General features: G+C 70.2%; 13 protein-coding genes. 12 read left to right on the top strand and 1 reads right to left on the bottom strand.

Features of this window, described 5'->3' with window-relative positions; translation table 11 throughout:
- Positions 1 to 117: 117 nt before the first annotated feature.
- The 10 genes from ACTRO_RS42225 to ACTRO_RS42180 all read left to right on the top strand — a co-directional run bounded on the left by ACTRO_RS42225 (position 118) and on the right by ACTRO_RS42180 (position 12,303).
- Complete coding sequence (locus ACTRO_RS42225; RefSeq protein ID WP_084316953.1) at positions 118 to 1,182, top strand: LacI family DNA-binding transcriptional regulator; 1,065 nt, start codon at positions 118 to 120, stop codon at positions 1,180 to 1,182.
- A 130-nt stretch (positions 1,183 to 1,312) separates the two neighbouring features.
- Complete coding sequence (araB, locus tag ACTRO_RS42220) at positions 1,313 to 3,037, top strand: ribulokinase (protein WP_051452234.1); 1,725 nt, start codon at positions 1,313 to 1,315, stop codon at positions 3,035 to 3,037.
- Positions 3,034 to 3,753: an L-ribulose-5-phosphate 4-epimerase gene (locus tag ACTRO_RS42215; RefSeq protein ID WP_051452233.1), complete on the top strand. Its 720-nt coding sequence runs from the start codon at positions 3,034 to 3,036 to the stop codon at positions 3,751 to 3,753. Before araB ends, ACTRO_RS42215 begins: the two co-directional genes overlap by 4 nt.
- Positions 3,750 to 5,252, top strand: coding sequence for an L-arabinose isomerase (araA, locus tag ACTRO_RS42210; protein WP_034272183.1), 1,503 nt, complete (start codon positions 3,750 to 3,752; stop codon positions 5,250 to 5,252). The genes ACTRO_RS42215 and araA overlap by 4 nt, the downstream gene beginning before the upstream one ends.
- 207 nt (positions 5,253 to 5,459) lie before the next feature.
- Entirely contained in the window at positions 5,460 to 6,638 is a 1,179-nt protein-coding gene (locus ACTRO_RS42205; RefSeq protein ID WP_034272182.1) for a substrate-binding domain-containing protein, read from the top strand.
- Between the two features lie 2 nt (positions 6,639 to 6,640).
- On the top strand, positions 6,641 to 8,230 hold the full coding sequence (locus tag ACTRO_RS42200) for a sugar ABC transporter ATP-binding protein (RefSeq protein ID WP_051452232.1): 1,590 nt from the start codon (positions 6,641 to 6,643) through the stop codon (positions 8,228 to 8,230).
- Positions 8,227 to 9,252, top strand: coding sequence for an ABC transporter permease (locus ACTRO_RS42195; RefSeq protein WP_034272180.1), 1,026 nt, complete (start codon positions 8,227 to 8,229; stop codon positions 9,250 to 9,252). The genes ACTRO_RS42200 and ACTRO_RS42195 overlap by 4 nt, the downstream gene beginning before the upstream one ends.
- Positions 9,253 to 9,371: 119 nt before the next feature.
- A complete protein-coding gene (locus ACTRO_RS42190) occupies positions 9,372 to 10,502 on the top strand; it encodes a substrate-binding domain-containing protein (protein ID WP_211244619.1) in 1,131 nt (376 codons plus the stop codon).
- A 14-nt stretch (positions 10,503 to 10,516) separates the two neighbouring features.
- On the top strand, positions 10,517 to 11,542 hold the full coding sequence (locus ACTRO_RS42185) for an ABC transporter permease (RefSeq protein ID WP_084316952.1): 1,026 nt from the start codon (positions 10,517 to 10,519) through the stop codon (positions 11,540 to 11,542).
- Complete coding sequence (locus tag ACTRO_RS42180; RefSeq protein WP_034272178.1) at positions 11,539 to 12,303, top strand: ATP-binding cassette domain-containing protein; 765 nt, start codon at positions 11,539 to 11,541, stop codon at positions 12,301 to 12,303. The genes ACTRO_RS42185 and ACTRO_RS42180 overlap by 4 nt, the downstream gene beginning before the upstream one ends.
- A 4-nt stretch (positions 12,304 to 12,307) precedes the next feature.
- Here ACTRO_RS42180 and ACTRO_RS42175 read toward each other — a convergent pair whose 3' ends face one another.
- Positions 12,308 to 12,598, bottom strand: coding sequence for a helix-turn-helix domain-containing protein (locus ACTRO_RS42175; protein ID WP_034272176.1), 291 nt, complete (start codon positions 12,596 to 12,598; stop codon positions 12,308 to 12,310).
- 90 nt (positions 12,599 to 12,688) lie between these two features.
- On the opposite strand from ACTRO_RS42175, the gene map reads away from it, so the two are divergent.
- Together map and ACTRO_RS42165 are read left to right on the top strand one after the other, a co-directional pair.
- Complete coding sequence (map, locus tag ACTRO_RS42170) at positions 12,689 to 13,456, top strand: type I methionyl aminopeptidase (RefSeq protein WP_034272174.1); 768 nt, start codon at positions 12,689 to 12,691, stop codon at positions 13,454 to 13,456.
- A 429-nt stretch (positions 13,457 to 13,885) separates the two neighbouring features.
- Entirely contained in the window at positions 13,886 to 14,356 is a 471-nt protein-coding gene (locus ACTRO_RS42165) for a hypothetical protein (protein WP_157436750.1), read from the top strand.
- The last annotated feature ends 831 nt before the right edge of the window (positions 14,357 to 15,187 follow it).

Here is a 15,187-nt window from a genome sequence, read left to right as displayed (position 1 = left end):
TTATCATCGGAGGCTGATTCACGTGCGGCGTCGAGGTGGTCACGGAACCGCAACGCCGCCGCGCCGTGGGGGCGCGGAGGCTTGACGCACAGAAATGTTTGCGTTATCAATTCTCCCATGCAGTCCACAGGGAGCGGCCGAGCGCCGGTGATGGCCGATGTCGCCCAGGCGGCCGGGGTCTCGCACCAGACGGTCTCCCGGGTGCTCAACGACCACCCCAACGTCAAGCCGGCCACCCGCGACCGCGTGCTCACTGCCATCAGGGAGCTGGGTTACCGGCCCAACGTGGCGGCCCGCGCGCTGGTCACCCGGCGCACCCGGACCCTGGGCGTGGTCAGCTTCAACACCACGCTCTACGGGCCCGCGTCCATGCTCTACGGGATCGAGCAGGCGGCCAAGGACCTCGACTACTTCGTCGCGGTGGCCGCGCTCGCCGCGCTGGACCGGCGCTCCGTGCTCGACGCCGTGGACCGGCTGCGCGACCAGGCGGTCGAGGGGCTGATCGTGATAGCCCCGCAGACCAGCGCGGTCAACGCGCTCTCCCAGGTGCGCTCGGACCTGCCGCTGGTGGCGGTGGGCTGCGGCACGCACGCGGCGCTGTCCTCGGTCGCGGTGGACAACGAGGCCGGCGCCGAGCGCGCCACCTCCTACCTGCTCGACCTCGGCCACCGCACCGTGCACCACGTGGCCGGGCCGCGCAGCTGGCTGGACGCGCAGGAGCGCGAGGTCGGCTGGCGCCGGGCGCTGGCCGCCCGCGGCGCCCGCGAGCCCGAGCCGTTCATCGGCGGGGACTGGTCCTCGCGCACCGGCTACGAGCTCGGGCGGGAACTCGCCGCCCGGGTGCACGACGAGGAAGACCCGATCACCGCCCTGTTCTGCGCCAACGACCACATGGCCCTCGGCCTGCTGCGCGCCGTGCAGGCGGCGGGGCTGCGGGTGCCCGAGGACCTGAGCCTGATCGGCTTCGACGACATCCCCGAGGCCGAGTACTTCGGCCCGCCGCTGACCACCATCCGACAGGACTTCGACGAGCTCGGCCGGCGGGCGCTGGCCACGCTGATCGAGCTGGTGGACCTCAACGCCGGCGGAGGCCCGGCCCCGCGCACCGCGCCGCGGGTGACCGTGGGCCCGAGCCTGGTGGTGCGCGCCTCCACCGCCCCGCCGCGGCCCGAGGCGGCCTGACCGGCCCCCGCCGGACCCACGCCGCGCCGCGCGCCGGCGCCCCGCTCGTCGGCGGACCCGTTGCGGGCCGCCGGAACCACCGACGCACGCTCCACCACTGAGAGGACCTGCAGGATGAGAACGGCCGGTCATGATTGTTAACGCTCACACTCAACCCGTTGATGAAAGTATTGACATCGCGGACGGCGCCTGCGTGGTGGGCGTGGACTACGGCACGCTCTCCGGCCGGGCGCTGGTGGTACGGGTGGCCGACGGCGCTGAGCTGGGCAGCGCTGTGCAGGAGTACCGGCACGGGGTGATCGAGCGCGCCCTGCCGGCCAGCGGCGCGGCGCTGCCGCCGGACTGGGCGCTGCAGGACCCGGACGACTACCGCGACGTGCTGCGCCGCGCGGTTCCGGCCGCCCTCGCCGCCGCCGGTGTGAGCCCTGAGCAGGTCATCGGCATCGGCGTGGACTTCACCGCGTGCACGGTGCTGCCGACCCTGGCCGACGGCACCCCGCTGTGCGAGCTGACGCCCTATCGGAACCGGCCGCACGCCTACGTCAAGCTGTGGAAGCACCACGCCGCCCAGCCGCAGGCCGACCGCATCAACGCCCTGGCGCACGAGCGCGGCGAGGAGTGGATCGGGCGCTACGGCGGCAAGATCTCCTCCGAGTGGGAGTACGCCAAGGGCCTGCAGCTGCTCGAGGAGGACGCGGAGCTCTACCGCGCCGCCGACCGCTGGATCGAGGCCACCGACTGGATCACCTGGCAGCTGACCGGCGAGGAGAGCCGCAACGCCTGCACCGCCGGGTACAAGGGCATCCTGCAGGACGGCGCGCGTCCGAGCGCCGAGTACCTGGCCGCGCTCAACCCCGATTTCACCGACTTCACCGCCAAGCTGGAGTTCCCGGTCTCGGCGCTGGGCGAGAAGGCCGGATCGCTGTGCGAGACCGCGGCCGAGTGGACCGGGCTGCCGGCCGGGATCGCGGTGTCCGTCGGCAACGTGGACGCACACGTCACCGGCCCGGCCGTGCAGGCGGTCGAGGCGGGCCAGATGGTCGCCATCATGGGCACGTCCACCTGCCACATCGTCAACGGCGGCCCCAGCGGCCGAGATGTTAACGCGAACGGTCCGGCCGACGTGGCCGGGATGTGCGGCGTCGTCGACGGCGGCATCATCGCCGGGCTGTGGGGCTACGAGGCCGGACAGTCGGGCGTCGGCGACATATTCGCCTGGTTCGTCGAGCGCTACAGCTCCCCCGCGCTGACCGCCGAAGCCGCCGAGCGCGGGATCAGCCTGCACGAGCTGCTCACCGAGCAGGCCGCCGAGCAGGAGGTGGGCGCGCACGGACTGGTCGCGCTGGACTGGCACAGCGGCAACCGGTCGGTGCTGGTCGACCACCACCTCTCCGGCGTGATCGTCGGGCTGACCCTGGGCACCGAGCCGCACGAGATCTACCGGGCGCTGCTCGAATCCACCGCCTTCGGCACCCGCGTGATCGTCGAGGCGCTGGAGGCCGGCGGAGTGCCGGTGACCGAGTTCATCGCGGCCGGCGGCCTGATCAAGAACAGCTTCCTGATGCAGATGTACGCGGACGTGCTCCGCCGCCCGGTCAGCCTGGCCGGTTCCGCGCAGGCGCCGGCCCTGGGCGCGGCCATCCACGCGGCGGTGGCGGCCGGCGCGTACCCGGACGCGGTCAGCGCCGGTCACGCCATGGGCAGCCGGGTCGCCGCGGCGTACCTGCCGGACGAGGACCGGGCCAAGGCGTACGACGCCCTGTTCGCCGAGTACGACGAGCTGCACGACTACTTCGGCCGCGGCGGCAACGAGGTGCTGCACCGGCTGCACGAGATAAAGGCGGGCGCACGATGACGGCCGATCAGTTCTCCGCCGAGGTGCGCGCTGCGATCCAAGCGGCCCGGGCCGACGTCTGCGCCCTGCACGCCTACCTGCCCAAGTCCGGCCTGGTCTCCTGGACCTCGGGCAACGTCTCGGCCCGGGTGGCCGGCGCGGACCTGATGGTGATCAAGCCGAGCGGCCTCGAGTACGAGGAGCTCACGCCCGAGTCCATGGTCGTGTGCGACCTGGACGGCAACGTCGTCGAGGGCGCGTACAAGCCCTCGAGCGACACCGGCTCGCACGCGTACGTGTACCGCGAGCGGCCGGACGTGAACGGAGTCGTGCACACCCACTCCCCCTACGCCACCTCGTGGGCGGCGCGCGGCGAGGCCATACCGTGCGTGCTCACCGCCATCGCGGACGAGTTCGGCGGCGACATCCCGGTCGGGCCGTTCGCCCTGATCGGCGACGAGTCCATCGGCGCGGGCATCGTCGAGACGCTGGCCGGCAGCCGTTCTCCGGCCGTGCTGATGCGCAGCCACGGCGTGTTCACCGTCGGCAAGAGCGCGCGGGCCGCGGTCAAGGCCGCGGTGATGGTGGAGGACGCCGCGCGCACGGTCCACCTCGCCCGCCTGCTCGGCCCGGTCATCCCGATCGACGAAGCCGACATCAAGGCCCTGAACGACCGCTACACGAACGTCTACGGCCAGCCGGGCCGTGTCCAGACCGCGGAGAACGGTGACTCATGACTCAGCGCACTGACAGCGTCCTGTGGTTCCTGACCGGGAGCCAGTCCCTGTACGGGGAGGACACGCTCCGGCAGGTGGCCGAGCAGTCGGGCCGAATAGCCGGCCTGCTCGACGACGCGGGGCTGCCGGCGAAGGTGGAGTGGCGCCCGGTGCTCAAGGACGCCGAGTCGATCCGCCGGGCCTGCATCGAGGCGAACGCGGACGAGCGGGTCGCCGGCGTGATCGCCTGGATGCACACCTTCTCCCCGGCGAAGATGTGGATCGGTGGCCTGGACGCGCTGGACAAGCCGATGCTGCACCTGCACACGCAGGCCGACGCGCCGCTGCCGTGGTCGAGCATCGACATGGACTTCATGAACCTGAACCAGGCCGCGCACGGCGACCGGGAGTTCGCGCACATCCAGACCCGGCTGAACGTGCCGCGCAAGACGGTGGCCGGGCACGCCTCCGACCCGGCCGTCATCGCCGGAGTGGACGCCTGGGCCCGCGCCGCCCTGGCCCGCGCCGACCTGCGCTCGCTCAAGCTCGCCCGGTTCGGCGACAACATGCGCGACGTCGCGGTGACCGAGGGCGACAAGGTCGAGGCCCAGATCCGGCTCGGCGCGTCGGTCAACACCTACGGCGTCAACGACCTCGTCGCCGTGGTCGACGCGGTGGACGACGCCGCCATCGACGCGCTCACCGCCGAATACGAGGACGTCTACACCGTGGACGCGGCGCTGCGCCGCGGCGGCGAGCGGCACGAGTCGCTGCGCTACGCCGCGCGGATCGAGGCGGGCCTTCGCAGTTTCCTGACGGACGGCGGGTTCGGCGCGTTCACCACGAACTTCGAGGACCTCGGCGGCCTGCGCCAGCTGCCCGGCCTGGCCGTGCAGCGGCTGATGGCCGACGGCTACGGCTTCGGCGGCGAGGGCGACTGGAAGACCTCGCTGCTGCTGCGGGCGCTGAAGACCGCGTCGGCCGGGGCCGCGGGCGGCACCTCCTTCATGGAGGACTACACCTACCACCTCGAGCCCGGCAAGGAGCTGATCCTCGGCGCGCACATGCTCGAGGTCTGCCCCTCGATCGCCGCGGCCACCCCGTCCTGCGAGATCCACCCGCTGGGCATCGGCGGCCGCGAGGACCCGGTGCGCCTGGTCTTCGACGCCGCCCCCGGGCCCGCGGTCGTGGCCGGGCTCTCCGACCTCGGCGACCGGCTGCGGATCACCGCCAACGTCATCGACGTGGTCGCCCCGCCCGAGCCGCTGCCGGCCCTGCCGGTGGCGCGCGCGGTGTGGAGCCCGCGGCCGAACTGGCGCACCTCGGTCGAGTCCTGGCTCACGGCGGGAGCACCGCACCACACGGTGCTGACGACCGCGATCGGCATCGACGTGCTGACCGACCTCGCCCGCCAGCTCGGCGTCGAACTGCTCACCATCGACGCCGACACCACCACCGCCCGGTTCGAGCAGGAGATGCGCTGGAACCAGGCCTACTACCGGCTGGCCCGCGGCTTCTGAGCCCGGCCGGCCCCACGAGCGGCCCGCCGTCGCCGCATCGGCGGCGGGTCGGTACCACCCACGCACCACACCGCAATACCCGCACCACCCACGCACCACCGCAAGGCCGCACCACCGCACCACCGGTACCACGGCACCACCGCAACGAGAAAGAAGAACACGCACAACACCAAGCACCATCAACCCTCACATCGAAGGGCACGATCAATGAGGATCACACGCACCAAGGCGATGGCGGCGGCCACCGCCGCGCTGCTCGCCGTCAGCGCTTCGGCCTGTTCGAAGTCGGGCGGGTCAAGCTCGAACACTTCGGCGCAGAGCACTGCGAGCGTCGCGGCCAACTGTCTCGCCACCCCCAGCCCGCTCCCGTCTTCCACCGGTGACGCGCTGCAGGGTTCGGTCACCTTCAACGACGCCAACCTGACCGCGCTGGACAACTCGCTGGCCTGCGCGCTCAAGGGCAAGGACCTGTCCTCGGCGAACATCGCCATGGTGGTCAACGTGGCGGCGGACTACTGGAAGGCCGGCCAGGTCGGCTTCGAGGCCGCTTGCAAGGCGCTGAACATCAGCTCCTCGAACTGCAACTACTTCGCTCCGCCGGACGGCACCCTGACCGAGCAGGACACCGAGCTCGAGTCCCTGCGCGGCAAGGGCGTGACCGGCTACTCGATCTCCGCGATCGACCCGGCCTCGGCGAAGAACGCCATCGCCACCGACGTGGCCGGCGGCCGGTTCGTGCTCGCGATCGACTCGCCGCTGCCCGGCACGGATGCGGCCGGGCTGTACCTCGGCACGCCGAACACCGAGGCCGGCTACAACGCCGGTCTGGCCATGAAGGCGGCCCTGAACGGCACGGGCGATGTGGCCGTGCTGGTCGGCTCGCTCACGGCGGCCAACGCGACCGAGCGCATCGCCGGGTTCAAGCAGGCGCTGGCGGGGACGAACATCAAGGTCACGGTCACCGAGAACGACAACCTCTCGGCCGCCACCGCCCAGTCCGACGCCGAGTCGATCCTGGCCAACAACCCCGACGTCAAGGGCCTGTACGGCGTCTACTCGTACGACGGGCCGGCGCTGGCCCAGGCCGTGAGCACGGCGAAGAAGACCGACATCAAGATCGTGTGCGACGACACCGACCCGGCCACGCTCAGCGCGGTCCAGTCCGGCGCCATCTCCGCGACCGTGGTGCAGATGCCGTACTACCAGGGCTACACCGGGGCGTACATCCTGGCCGCGATGAAGGTCCTGGGCAAGACCGCGACGATGAACCTGATCCAGCCCTTCCTGGAGTCGGACGGTTCCACCCTGAGCTCCGGGGTCGGCGTGGTCACGCAGGCGGACTACTCGGCCTACACCTCGCTCGAGAGCCAGCTGGGAATCGGCTGACGATGATCGTGGAACCGACTCCGCAGAAGTCGGCGCCCGCCCTCAGCCGCGCGGTCATCGCGCGGCTGAGGGGGGTGCACAAGACCTATGGCCCGGTGCGCGTGCTGGACCTGCCCGAGCTCGACCTCTACGCCGGGCAGATCGTCGGGATCGTGGGCGAGAACGGCGCGGGCAAGTCCACCCTCATGGGCACGCTGGCCGGATCGGTCCGCCGCGACGGCGGCGAGATCGAGATCGACGGGCACCCGCTCTCCCCGGGCTCCACCGCGGAGTCGGCACGGCTCGGCGTCGCGCTCGTCTCGCAGGAGTTCCCGCTGGTCGGGCAGCTCTCGGTGGCCGAGAACCTGCTGCTCGGGACCCGGCCCGCCGCCTCCCGGCGGCGGGTGCTGGTCGACCGCGCGGCCCAGCGCCAGGCGGCCGAGGCGATGCTGACCGGGATCGGCCTGGCACCCGGGGCGATCCCGGTCGGGCGCGAGGTGCGCACGCTGCCGGTCCCGACCCGCCAGCTGATCGAGATCGCCAAGGGCTGGGGCCGGGCGCCGCGGCTGCTGATCCTGGACGAGCCGACCTCCTCGCTCGGCCCCATCGAGGTGCAACTCGTCCTTGACCTGGCCCGCCGCGCGGCGGATCAGGGTTCGAGCGTGCTGTTCATCGGCCACCGGCTCGACGAGGTCCGCGCCGTCTCGGACCGGATCCTGGTACTGCGCAACGGAAAGCTCGTGGCAGACCTCGAACCGGCCGAGGCCTCCGAGGAGCGCCTGATCCGCGAGATGGTGGGCTCCGAGGTGGCGCACAGCGCGCCCAAGACCTTCACCGCCGCGAACCCGGAACTCCTGCGGGTCCAGGCCCTGACGGCCGAGGGTCTCGGCCCGGTCGACCTCACGGTGCACGAGGGCGAGATCCTCGGCATCGCCGGCCTGATGGGCTCGGGTCGCAGCAGGCTGATCCACACGGTGGCCGGCGCACAGCCGTCCACCGGCGGCGCGATGAGCCTGGGCGGCGCCCCCTACGCGCCGCACCGGCCGAGCGACGGCACCGACGCGGGCATCGCGATGATCCCGGAGGACCGCAAGCAGCAGTCCCTGGTGCTGTTCGCCTCGATCAAGGACAACGTGACGCTCGCCGTGCTGCGCCGGATCAGCCGCCGCGGCATCCTCTCCCCGCGCCGGATGCGGGCCGAGGCCAAGTCCATCACCGGCAACGTCAAGGTCCGGATGCAGTCGGTGGACCAGCCGATCGGGTCCCTGTCCGGCGGCAACCAGCAGCGGGCGATCTTCGGGCGTGCGTTCGCGACCGAACCCAAGCTGCTGCTGCTCGACGAGCCCACCCGGGGCGTGGACATCGGCGCCAAGGCCGAGATCTACGAGCTGATCGACCGCGCGGCCGAGTCCGGCATGGCGGTGATCGCCGCCTCCTCGGAACTCGAGGAACTGCTGTGGATCTGCCACCGGATCGCGGTGATGCACCGCGGCCGGGTCGCGGCCGTGTTCGACCGCGCCGAGGCCACCAAGGAGAAGATCATGACCGCCGCGGCCACCGGTGCCGCGCCCGCCTCCCCGACCGATTCCCGAACGAACGGACCCCAGCCGTGAGCGCCCCGACCCTCTCTCCAGCGCCGGCTCCGACCGGCGGCGCCGGCCTCGCGAGCGCCGCGAACCGGCTGCGCCGCCTCGCCTCCACCCCGGAGGCCGGCGTCGTACTGGCCTGCGTGGTCACCTTCATCGTGTTCGCGCTCGCCGCCAAGACCTACTCGAGTACCGCCAACATGCAGGTGATGGGCCGGGACCTGGCCCAGGCCGGCATCCTGGCGATCGGCGAGTCCTTCGTCATCCTGACCGGCGGCATCGACCTGTCCGTCGGCGGACTCGCGGGCCTCGCCGGCATGATCACCGGCTGGCTCGCCGTCAACAACAACATGCCCGCGCCGCTCGCGATCCTGGTCACGCTGCTCTTCTGCGCCGGGGTCGGGTACTTCCACGGCGCCATGATCAACCGGCTCGACGTGCCGCCGTTCATCATCACCCTGGTGACCTTCACCATCGCCAAGGGACTGGCCACGCACATCACCGCCGGCACCCCGATCGCCAACCTGCCGAACCTGTTCGGCGACATCTCGCTCTACTACGTCGGCCCCGTGCCGGTGACCACGGTGCTGTTCGCCATCGTGGCCGTGGTGGCCTGGTTCGTGCTCGAACGCACCTACATGGGCCGGCAGATCTACGCGCTCGGCGGCAACCCCGAGGCCGCCCGGCTCGCCGGCATCCCCGTGGGCCGCCGGCGCACCACCACGTACATCACCAGCTCGGTACTCGCCGGCGTGGCCGGCATCCTGATCATGGGCCGGCTCGGGGTGGCGGACGCATCCGTGTCCACCACCGGCTACGAGCTGACCGCGATCGCCGCGGCCGTCGTCGGCGGCGTGTCCCTGTTCGGCGGCGAGGGCCGGATCCTCGGCATCGCGGCCGGCGCGATCCTGCTCGAGCTGATCGGCGGAGGACTCAACTCCCTCAACGTCAGCAGCTACGACATCATCATGATCCAGGGCGCCGTGCTCGGCGTGGCGGTCATCGCCGACCGCGTCCGGGCCAAGTACTTCGGCGCCAGTCGAAGGTAGGCACCACCCTCCCTTCTCCACCACTATCCCCTATCCACCACCTGATATCCGACCATCCACCACACGTATCACCCCCACCCACGTACCACCCCATCCACAAGCGACAAAGAGGTCTGCTCATGGCTGGTTCGATCACAGAGAACGAATTCCCCCTCGGCAGCGGCGAGGGCGCGGTCGGTCGCCGCTCGCTGCTGCGCACGGCCGGGCTCGGCGGCGGCGCTGCACTGGCCGCCTCCGTGCTCGCCGCGTGCTCGAGTTCCCGCACCTCCACCAGTTCCTCCGGCGCGGGCGACTTCCCCAAGACGCCCGCCTGGAAGTTCGCCTTCATCAACCACGTCACCACCAACTCCTTCTTCGCGCCCACCCAGAGCGGGATGAAGGACGCGGCCAGCCTGCTCGGGCTGGCCGCGCCGACCTGGACCGGCTCGGAGAACGGCGTCGTCTCCGAGATGGTCAGCGCCTTCGAGACCGCGATCAGCGCGAAGGCGGACGGCATCGCCATCCCGCTCACCGACGCCAACGCGTTCATCGCGCCGACGAAGGCGGCGCTGGCCGCGGGCATCCCGGTGGTCGCCTACAACGCCGACGCCGCCGGCAACTTCGCGCTGACCTACGTCGGCCAGGACCTGTACCAATCCGGCTATCAGATGGGCCTGAAGATCGCCTCCGATGTCACCTCCGGCGACATCCTGGTCGGCATCTCCCAGCCCGGTTCGCTCAACGTCCAGCCGCGCCTCGACGGGATCAAGGCCGCGCTCAAGGCCCAGGCCCCGAGCGTGACCGTGCACACCGTCGACACCGGCGCGGCCCAGGCCGACGAGCTCAACGCCATGGAGTCGGCGTACCAGGGCCTGAAATCGGCGCAGGGCGTCTACGCGGTGGACGCCGGCTCCACGGCGTCCATCGCACAGATGATCACCAAGTACGGCATCACCGGGAAGGTGCACGCCGGCGGGTTCGACCTGCTGGCCGACTCCATCACCGGGGTGAAGTCGGGCGCGCTCGACTTCACCATCGACCAGTCCGCCTACCTGCAGGGCTTCCTGCCGGTGCTCTACCTCTACCTGTACCGGCTGACGGGCACGCTCGTGTTCCCGCCGGCCACCGACACCGGACTGACCTTCGTCACCTCCTCGAACGTCGGCCCGTACGCCAGCGCGGACAGCTGGATCGAGGGCGGCAAGAGCAAGGCGCTGGTGAACATGCCGAGCTCGATCGGGCTGCCCGCCGCGTCCACCGTGCAGGGCTAGAGACGAAGAGAACCATGGCATCGGATACCGAACTGCGCACACGGCCGGGTACCGAGCCGCGCCGCGCGGCAGGACGCGGGTTCGCCCGCGCCCTGCTGCGCCGTCGCGAGCTGAGCATCGTCCTGGTCGCCGCCGCGGCCATCGCCTATTTCTCGGCGGGTAGCCACGGCGCGGATTTCAACACCACCGCCAACTACCACATCATCATGCAGTACCTCGCGCCGTGGGCGATCATCGGCGCGGGCGAATCGCTGCTGCTCATCTGCGGGGAGATCGATCTCTCCGCCGGATTCGCGTTCAGCTTCATCCCGTTCGTCTACTCCTCCTTCTACAACCAGGGCCTGGACGTCCCGCTCTCCCTCGTCCTGGCCCTGCTCGTCGCACTCGGAATCGGCCTGGTCAACGGCGTGATCAGGACCATGTTCAACCTCAGCTCGTTCATCACCACCCTCGGCATGGGCTTCTTCCTCGAGGGGATGACCTACATCCAGTCCAACGCCGAACCGACCCCGGTCGGCGCCTCGCTCAGCGGCGGCCTGTTCGACGTGCTCGGCGGCTGGCGCTGGGCCGAACTGGTCTGGGCCGTCGCGATCATCCTGATCATGCAGGCGATGTTCAGCTATACCAAGTACGGCATCTACACCCAGGCCGCCGGCGGAAACCCGCTCAGCGCCGCCGAGACCGGCATCAAGGTCAACCGGGTCAAGATCGCCACATTCATGCTCACCAGCCTATTCGCCGGGCTGGCCGGCCTGATCGACCAGATCCGGGTCGGCTCCTTCGACCCGACCAGCGGCGGCTCGGACATGATGTTCAAGGCCGTGGCCGCCGCCGTCATCGGCGGGACGGCGCTGCTCGGCGGCTCCGGCACCGTGATCGGCGCGCTCTTCGGCGCGCTGCTGCTCGCCGTCATCCAGAACGGATTCACCCTCAGCGGCGTGAACGCCTACGCCTTCGACGTGGTGATCGGCATCGCGGTGGTCGTGGCCATGCTGCTCAACGTGTACATCTCCCGGCTGCGAAGGAAGTACCTGCGATGACGGAGGAGGTCAACGCGGCTCCCGGCACCGAGGTGCTCCGAGTCGAGAACATCGCCAAGCGCTTCGGCCCGGTGACCGCCCTGCGCGACGTCACCCTCAGCGTGCGCACCGGAGAAGTCCTCGGCCTGCTCGGGGACAACGGCGCGGGCAAGTCCACCCTGATCAAGATCCTGACCGGGTTCCATCGTCCGGACTCCGGCAAGATTCTGATGGACGGGCGGGAGGTGACGCTGCGGTCCGTGGCACATGCGCGGTCGCTGGGCATCGAGACCGTCTACCAGGACCTGGCCCTGGTCGACGAACTCCCGGTGTACCTGAACTTCTTCCTCAACAAAGAGCTCACCACCGGGCCGTTCCTGCGCCACGGCGCGATGCGGCGGCAGGCGGCCGAGGCGCTCGGCGAGATCGGCATCGACATCCCGTCGGTCGGCGCCGAGGTCAGGGCCCTGTCGGGCGGACAGCGCCAGGCCATCGCGGTGGCCCGGGCGGTCAACACCGCGGCGAGGGTGCTGCTGCTGGACGAGCCCCTGGCCGCCATGGGCGCCCGCGAGGGCGGCCAGATCCTGCGGCTGATCGACCGGCTGCGCCAGCGCGGCGACCTGGCGATCATCCTGATCGCGCACAACTACAGCCAGGTGATGGACGTGTGCGACCGGGTGAATCTGCTGCAGCACGGCGAGATCACCTTCGACCGTCCGTCCGCCGAGACGTCCGTGACCGAACTGCTCGAACTCGTGCACGCGGAGTACCGCACGGCGTGATAGATCAGTGCGCGGACATCGACACCGCGGCGGCCGGGATCGGATCGGGGGAAGGCTCCGATCCGATCCCGGCCAACGTCTCCAGCGGGATCTCCAGCGCCCGCGCGATCGCGGCGACGGTGAAGAAAGCCGGCATGGGGACGCGGCCGGACTCGATCTTGCGCAGGGTCTCGACCGGGATGCCGGCGGCCTCGGCCACCTCGGCCTGGCTCCGCTCGCCGCGCAGGGCGCGCAGCAGGCAGCCGAGCTGCTCGCCGCGGGCGCGTTCGGCAGGGCTCAAGGGCGGTCGGACCATGAAGAGATGATACCCCTCTTGAGCGGGATAGAAATCCCGGTATAGTTATCCCGCACGGATGGCCGTGCGCAGGATGACAGGGAGCGGACGATGGTGGAACTCAAGACCCGGGCCGAGATCGAGGCGATGCGCGCGGCCGGCCAGGTCGTCGCGCGCGCCCTGGAAGCGGTGCGGCGGCAGGCCGCGGTCGGGGTCAGCCTGCTGGAACTGGATCAGGTCGCCCACGCCGTCCTCGACGACGCGGGCGCGAGCTCGCCCTTCCTCGGCTACCGCCCCCACTTCGCCGACATCGCGTTCCCGGCCGTCATCTGCGCCTCCGTCAACGACGCGGCCCTGCACGGAATCCCGGACGGCTACCGGCTGCGCGACGGCGACCTGCTCAGCGTCGACTGTGGCGCCACCCTCGACGGCTGGACCGGCGACTCCGCGATCTCGTTCGTCGTCGGCACGCCGCGCCCCAAGGACGAGCAGCTGATCGCGACCACCGAGGCAGCCCTGAACGCGGGCATCGCCGCCGCGAAGCCCGGCGCCAAGCTCGGCGACATCTCCGCCGCCATCGGCGCCGTCGGCCGCGCCGCGCACTACGGCATCTGCATCGACTTCGGCGGCCACGGCGTCGGCCGCACCATGCACGAGGACCCGCACGTACCCAACGAGGGCCGGCCCGGCCGCGGCCTGACCCTGCGCCCCGGCCTGGTGCTCGCCATCGAACCCTGGTTCCTGGCCGGCGGCAAGGACGAGTACTTTATCGACGACGACGGCTGGACCATCCGCAGCGCCGACGGTAGCCGGGCCGCGCACGCCGAGCACACCATCGCCGTCACGGAAGACGGCCCGCGGATCCTCACCGCGCCCTAGAAGAACGCTGGAACCGGCTCTTATCAGCGAATATCCGGATCGGGACGCTAGCCTCATCCGTTCGTTTACCAGGACCAGCTCGTGGTCTTGACAGAGCAAAGCGTCGTCTGGCCTGGGATCGTTTCGACATGACTTCGGTCGTGATCATCCTGCGAGAGTGCACCTTCGAGGCGATCTCTGGCGGGTCGTGTGCCCGGCTCGTTGTCTCCTCCCACGGCCCGGCTGCTGTGTGCTGGTGGTCGAGGGCGGGCGCGCTCCAGCGGGACGGTTGGGTTCTCGGCGTCTGCTGCGGCGTCATGGATGACAGGGCCGCCTGCCCGCAACCGTTTGATCAGGGCGCCACGTCTGTCAGGCATGCAGCGAAGTCGTATCAGTCGAAGGCTGCTCATTTGCTCCCTCGTGTTCGCCAGCTTGATCACGGGAGTCGCCGTGTCACTGGTTTGGTCAGCCCGGGACAACGCTGACTGCCCTTACCTCGATGACGCGCGGGCCTACGCCCAGCCTCAGTGCTCGGACGGCACGTCAACGTCCTTCACCACCCTCGACGAGGGCCTCTCGACCTTCAACCTTCCGCTGCCCAAGGATGCGCAAGACGTGCGCTTCTACATCGATCCCGGGTCGTTCAGAGACGGCTACGCCTTCTTCCTGCACTTCACCGCTCCGCCACCCGAGGTAGCCGCGCTCCTAGCCAAGCTCGGCTCAGCGCAGGCCACCACGACAGCCGAGGCTACCTGGCGAAACTGGAGTGTGGAGCCGGTCCCGTGGAGATTCGATGACTCCAACCGGTATGCGGTCTACAACTTCACGGCGACAACGGGCGAAGACGTAGATCAAGGCGTCGCCATCGTCGACAAGGCCGCGGCCGAACCAGCCGTCTACCTCTATATCTACGCGTTCTAGTGACAGTGCCGCCGACGTCGTCCGAACGTGGTCCTGATACGCGAAGCCTCCCGAATAGGCCCTTTCCGGCATCCTGCGCCTTGGTCGGGCCGGCGAGAAGGTCGAGATAGCCGGGCTGACTGGACCGCTCCTACGGGTACGGCGTGAACCTGCCAGCCGGCACCCGCATCCTGGTGCGGCGCGATCGCCCGCACCCCCGCGCCCCACCTGAACCTGTTCGACACCATCGAGGGCTACCGCCACCAGATGATCGCAGCACGCATCAACTAATCGACCAAGCGCACGCCGCACGTCGCCGAGAACTGGCCCTGGGCGAAACACCTGGCCACGGCTTTCGAACGGCTCACCGTCCTGCCCCGGCCCTTGAGCCCAGCACATCAATCGGCCAACGACCCGCAGAGTCAGGCCACGAACTCGCAGCCTTTGCGAAAGACGGAGGCTAGTGCGGATTGATGACCGGCTGAGTGATCGTCGTTGGGTTGGGCGGGCGCTTCGCTTCGCCCACGGTTTCGTTTGCCCACCCAGCCCACCCGTTGCGTTGGCGGGGCGGGCTGCAGTTTCAAGACGAAAATCGCCGCTGGCAGGCCCTTCCCTCGGAGAGAGATGCCGGAGTCTGTGGGGTGCTGGCGTTGGCGGGGCGGGCTGGGGTTCGGGGTGGTCGGGTGCCGGGGGCGTACTCTCTCGCCGGAAAATACAACTGTTCGAGGGCATGGCGAAGCGCCCCGGCTGGCCCCGGGGGTTTAGTGTTCGTGTCCTGTTATGCCCGGGTGAGGGTGACGGTGTAGCCGAGGTTTTCCAGGGCGCGTTGGTGGTTGCGGGTGGCGCGGGCCT

Source organism: Actinospica robiniae DSM 44927, from assembly GCF_000504285.1.
GTDB classification, from domain to species: domain Bacteria; phylum Actinomycetota; class Actinomycetes; order Streptomycetales; family Catenulisporaceae; genus Actinospica; species Actinospica robiniae.
This window is presented reverse-complemented; position numbering and strand designations above follow the sequence as displayed.

Coding starts and splice junctions, on each gene's coding strand:
- ACTRO_RS42225 (WP_084316953.1), top strand. CDS start 118: ATGCAGTCCACAGGGAGCGGCCGAGCGCCGGTGATGGCCGATGTCGCC.
- araB (WP_051452234.1), top strand. CDS start 1,313: ATGATTGTTAACGCTCACACTCAACCCGTTGATGAAAGTATTGACATC.
- ACTRO_RS42215 (WP_051452233.1), top strand. CDS start 3,034: ATGACGGCCGATCAGTTCTCCGCCGAGGTGCGCGCTGCGATCCAAGCG.
- araA (WP_034272183.1), top strand. CDS start 3,750: ATGACTCAGCGCACTGACAGCGTCCTGTGGTTCCTGACCGGGAGCCAG.
- ACTRO_RS42205 (WP_034272182.1), top strand. CDS start 5,460: ATGAGGATCACACGCACCAAGGCGATGGCGGCGGCCACCGCCGCGCTG.
- ACTRO_RS42200 (WP_051452232.1), top strand. CDS start 6,641: ATGATCGTGGAACCGACTCCGCAGAAGTCGGCGCCCGCCCTCAGCCGC.
- ACTRO_RS42190 (WP_211244619.1), top strand. CDS start 9,372: ATGGCTGGTTCGATCACAGAGAACGAATTCCCCCTCGGCAGCGGCGAG.
- ACTRO_RS42185 (WP_084316952.1), top strand. CDS start 10,517: ATGGCATCGGATACCGAACTGCGCACACGGCCGGGTACCGAGCCGCGC.
- ACTRO_RS42180 (WP_034272178.1), top strand. CDS start 11,539: ATGACGGAGGAGGTCAACGCGGCTCCCGGCACCGAGGTGCTCCGAGTC.
- ACTRO_RS42175 (WP_034272176.1), bottom strand. CDS start 12,598: ATGGTCCGACCGCCCTTGAGCCCTGCCGAACGCGCCCGCGGCGAGCAG.
- map (WP_034272174.1), top strand. CDS start 12,689: ATGGTGGAACTCAAGACCCGGGCCGAGATCGAGGCGATGCGCGCGGCC.